Source organism: Boseongicola sp. (assembly GCF_057460485.1).
In genome coordinates this window covers 1-3,783 of sequence record NZ_JBVCWP010000339.1, presented here as the reverse complement: position 1 = coordinate 3,783, position 3,783 = coordinate 1, and the positions used below count along the sequence as shown (strand labels likewise).

The 3,783-nt window shown below is 55.7% G+C and carries 4 protein-coding genes; 1 reads left to right on the top strand and 3 read right to left on the bottom strand.

Features of this window, described 5'->3' with window-relative positions; all coding sequences use genetic code 11:
* Positions 1-630 precede the first annotated feature (630 nt).
* Both AC221Y_RS21565 and AC221Y_RS21560 read right to left on the bottom strand, forming a co-directional pair.
* Positions 631-1,074, bottom strand: a complete 444-nt coding sequence (locus AC221Y_RS21565) for a YybH family protein (RefSeq protein ID WP_486708385.1) — start codon at positions 1,072-1,074, stop codon at positions 631-633.
* A gap of 175 nt (positions 1,075-1,249) precedes the next feature.
* Complete coding sequence (locus AC221Y_RS21560) at positions 1,250-1,567, bottom strand: hypothetical protein (RefSeq protein ID WP_486708384.1); 318 nt, start codon at positions 1,565-1,567, stop codon at positions 1,250-1,252.
* 276 nt (positions 1,568-1,843) lie between these two features.
* Here AC221Y_RS21560 and AC221Y_RS21555 point away from each other — a divergent pair, with 276 nt between their 5' ends.
* Positions 1,844-2,968 carry an NAD(P)/FAD-dependent oxidoreductase gene (locus AC221Y_RS21555; protein WP_085828777.1) on the top strand — a complete coding sequence of 375 codons (1,125 nt, stop codon included), beginning with the start codon at positions 1,844-1,846 and terminating at the stop codon, positions 2,966-2,968.
* Between the two features lie 205 nt (positions 2,969-3,173).
* Here the strand turns inward: AC221Y_RS21555 and AC221Y_RS21550 are convergent, their stop codons facing one another.
* Positions 3,174-3,398 carry a hypothetical protein gene (locus tag AC221Y_RS21550; RefSeq protein WP_486708383.1) on the bottom strand — a complete coding sequence of 75 codons (225 nt, stop codon included), beginning with the start codon at positions 3,396-3,398 and terminating at the stop codon, positions 3,174-3,176.
* Positions 3,399-3,783: the final 385 nt, after the last annotated feature.

The window sequence follows — 3,783 nt, the reverse complement described above, 5'->3', positions numbered from 1 at the left end:
TTCATGAAGCTCAAGCATCAGGAGTGGAATTCTTTCGTGTCGCATTTCTCTCGCTGGGAACGCGAAAACACGCTCGACATCTGATCCCCCGCGGCCTTTTCCCGAGGGCGGGGCACCTGCGCCGGACCCGCATTTGCGACCGGCGCAGTTTTTTATCTGCACCCGCCTGTACGGGTCTTATGCCAGAGGGCGCAGACCTGTATCAAATAGCTGGCAGATGTTTTCATCAGAAAACACCCCTTAATCGTGCACCCGCCCTTCACCGCAGCCGCACGATCACGTCAGCTGCAACCGCAGCATTCAGAAAGTCGGGCGGGAAACGGTCATTCGCTGCGGTTGCAAGCCTGATTTGCGCATATTCCGAAAGCGGTCCTTCAACTGGTAGCTAATTCGCATTTCCGTTCTGCGCTGCGGCGGTCACGTCAGAACCCTATCAAGGCATTCTACACAACGCGGCGAATATCTGCATTGACCGCAGCCCTGCTAGAAACTGTCAAGGTTCAGCATGGTTTTGCCAAGGACTTCTGTACACTGGAAGGCCAGCACTCCAGTGCCTTGGCGGGTCTGATCGGAAACCGCCGTTCCCGACTCCATGACCAATCTCCAGACAAGCGCTCTACGTTGCTCAGACTATTGTCCGAGGTTCCAGATGTCGCGATGGAGGTGCCAGCCCCCGTCGATCTGAATCCAATGTACCACGTACTTGGCGGCGACGACAACGCGCGCGCCGTTCTCGCCCGGCGCGGAGAGAGTGAGCGTACCAACATCAAGTGCGCTGTCGCCGGTGGCGATCACTTCGGCTGCTATCAGGTCTAGGTCAGCGAGCCCGCTTTCAATAGCACCCGCCCAGAAGGCGGCGATCTTCTCGCGGCCGTCGATACGCGCTCCGCCCGGCGGCAGGATCGCAGCATCCGGCGCATAAAGATTAGCGACAGCGGCGCTGTCGCCGACATTGAAGGCCGCTTCGAACTCGAGCGAGCGAGCTTCAATTGCCTCGGTCACACTGTCGGCCAATGCGGGAAATGCGGGAAATGCCAAGAGTGCAAAGGCTGTCGTCAAGAGAAATGATTTCATATCAATATCCTCGCTTAGTCGACACTGAACGGAGTGTCACCGTTTTTGAAATATAACATATAAGCGAGAAGAATGCATCCTTTCCCGCGTTTGCAATTGGCAATATCGGTTGTGATTTGAGCTTCCTCCCCTAGGCACCTCTCACGCTTGGGACCACACCATGAATGACAATTTCTTACGGACGTGACCGGGCAACCCCGGAAGTTGACACCCACTCAACGCCCACTTCGTCCTGCTCTGCCGTCATTGAACCCAAGAGAATGCTGCGTTGTGCACGAATGGCTGCAAAGCGAAAGCTGCGATGCGGCGATTGATACGATGCCGGATATCCGCTCAGGGCCGCTTTGTCCGCGAAGCAGACGTCCTTGGTGAGCGCAGCAGACGGCTGCTTCGAGACCTTTTTGATCCTTCGTTTTGCGCGGATCATGGCGATGACGTTTTCGGATGCTGGCTGCGCGCATGGGCTGTCGGCAGCCGCCTGGACAGCCCCCATTCCGCCTCGCCAATGGGCCTGTCGGTTCAGATATGGACAAGGTTCGGTTAACCTTGGTCGCCTCTCTCCAAGCGTCCGTCGCGGCCGGTATACCACGCGATGGATGCACAAGGCGCGTTGCCCCCTTTTGATTGACTTATCGAGCTATACGCTGCCTAATCATTTCACGGTTTTTGTGTAGGGAACCTCACGAGGAAAACAAACCAGGCCCTTTTCCAAAAGACCGGACGCAGTTTCGGGTAACTCCGAGGATGGTCGCATCAGCAAGGATCGCAAATGAAATCTCGAGTTCTTATTCTGGGCGCAGGCTTTGGCGGCCTGGAACTTGCCACCCTTCTGTCAGAGGCCCTTGGCGAGGGGGCTGATATCACTGTCATCGATCGAAGGGACAGCTTCGTCTTCGGATATTCCAGAATCGACGTCATGTTCGGCAAGACGACGCTGGACGATGTTTCCTTGCCTTACGCCGCCTTCGAAAAGCCCGGCATACGTCTTGTCAAAGAGACGATCATCGCCATCGACGCAACTGCGAAGCGCGTAACGACGGATGGCGGCACCTATGAGGCCGACTTTCTCGTAATCGCACTCGGGGCGGACTATGACATGGCGGCGACGCCCGGCCTCGCCGAGCATGGTAACGAGTTTTATTCCGACGCCGGTGCCGACCGGCTGAGCGACGTCCTTCCCGGCTTTAGCTCGGGGCCGGTGATTGTCGGGATCTGCGGCTTTCCCTACAAATGCCCCCCGGGGCCCAGCGAATGCGCCCTGACCCTGCACCATTATCTGACAGAACGCGGAATTCGGGAAGATTGCGACATAACGTTCGTCTCGCCACTGTCGAGCCCAATGCCCGCCTCGGCCGAGATGGCGCAGGCGCTAATGGATTCGTTTGAGGAGTTTGGCATCCGACTTCTGAAGCAGCGCATGGTCGTCCGGCTCGAGCCGGGAATGGCGATCCTGGACGATGGGACAGAACTGCCCTTCACGTTGTTCCTCGGCGTACCCAAGCACCAGCCGCCGCAGGTGGTGATCGACAGCGGACTGACAGAGGATGGCTGGGTTCCCATCGACCTGTCGACGCTGGAGACGCGGTTTCCGGACGTCTACGCCATTGGGGATATGGCCGCGACGGGATTGCCCAAATCGGGCACATTCGCCGAAAGTGCCGCTCAATGCGTGTCGACATCCATCCTGGCAAAGCTCAGGGGGAGCAACGCGCAACTCAACACGGGGCAAGGCACCTGCATCGTCGAATACGGCGATGGCCGTGTGAGCTATGCACAGCTCGATTTTCTGACGGGCCCGAAACTTGAAGCGATCTATCATCCGCCCTCTATTGCCGGAAAGCACTTTAAGCAAGGTTTCGACGAAACGCGAAGGTCGCGCTGGTTCAATCTCTAAAAGGCGAGAAAGCAAGATTGTGCTGCCACGGGCTTAGTTTCACAACCAGCCTAGGACGATCGGCGGCTTAGTCCGCACAGCAGACATTGTCGTAGGTCTTATGTAATGGCCGCTTTTATTCGGTTTATAGGCCCTGACCCTAAGGGTGAACCCGCTCTTCATTGTGTACAGCGTCGCGGTAACCAGAATGGGGCGTTGCTGCCATTCAATTAGACCAATTCGCAATGACATCATAGCCGACGGGCTTTGGCATGGCCTCCAAATGGTCGGAAAATGCGCCCCATAGTTCGGCCACCTTTGCGGCGTTGGCATTCGAAGTAGCCTCACTCTCGACCACTGCGACGACGTAACCGCTGCCATCCTCATTCGCGACATTGATGAAGTTATGCATCCCTGGCATTCCCATGATCTGGCTTTTCAACGAGTTCATTATCGCGGCCGCGGCGTCCTTTGAACCGGGCTTCATTTTGTAATGAGTAACACGAGCAAACATTTTGATCCCCCACCTATTATTTTTAAAAAGCCAAGGCTCTTTAGCTTTGGTCGCTCAAATATAGCACGGAATATTGGAAATCTCTAATCATTGGACGCTGCTCAGATTAACTGCGGGAGGGGAAGGTGGATCAAGACTGACTACTCACGGCCCACGATGTCGGAAATATTCAATACTGCGGTTATCAATCGAAAGGCTGCTTCGTCCGGCGGTTTCAACGGGTCGATGCAACACTTTAATCTTTTGAGAGAGATGGAGTGATCATCATGAAGTATCGTCGCCGCATATTCTTCACGGACAAACAGAAGTCAGATATCTGGGA

Bases quoted from the DNA above. Each gene is read 5' to 3' on its own strand.
- AC221Y_RS21565 (WP_486708385.1), bottom strand. From the start codon at position 1,074: ATGAAATCATTTCTCTTGACGACAGCCTTTGCACTCTTGGCATTTCCC.
- AC221Y_RS21560 (WP_486708384.1), bottom strand. From the start codon at position 1,567: ATGGGGGCTGTCCAGGCGGCTGCCGACAGCCCATGCGCGCAGCCAGCA.
- AC221Y_RS21555 (WP_085828777.1), top strand. From the start codon at position 1,844: ATGAAATCTCGAGTTCTTATTCTGGGCGCAGGCTTTGGCGGCCTGGAA.
- AC221Y_RS21550 (WP_486708383.1), bottom strand. From the start codon at position 3,398: ATGAACTCGTTGAAAAGCCAGATCATGGGAATGCCAGGGATGCATAAC.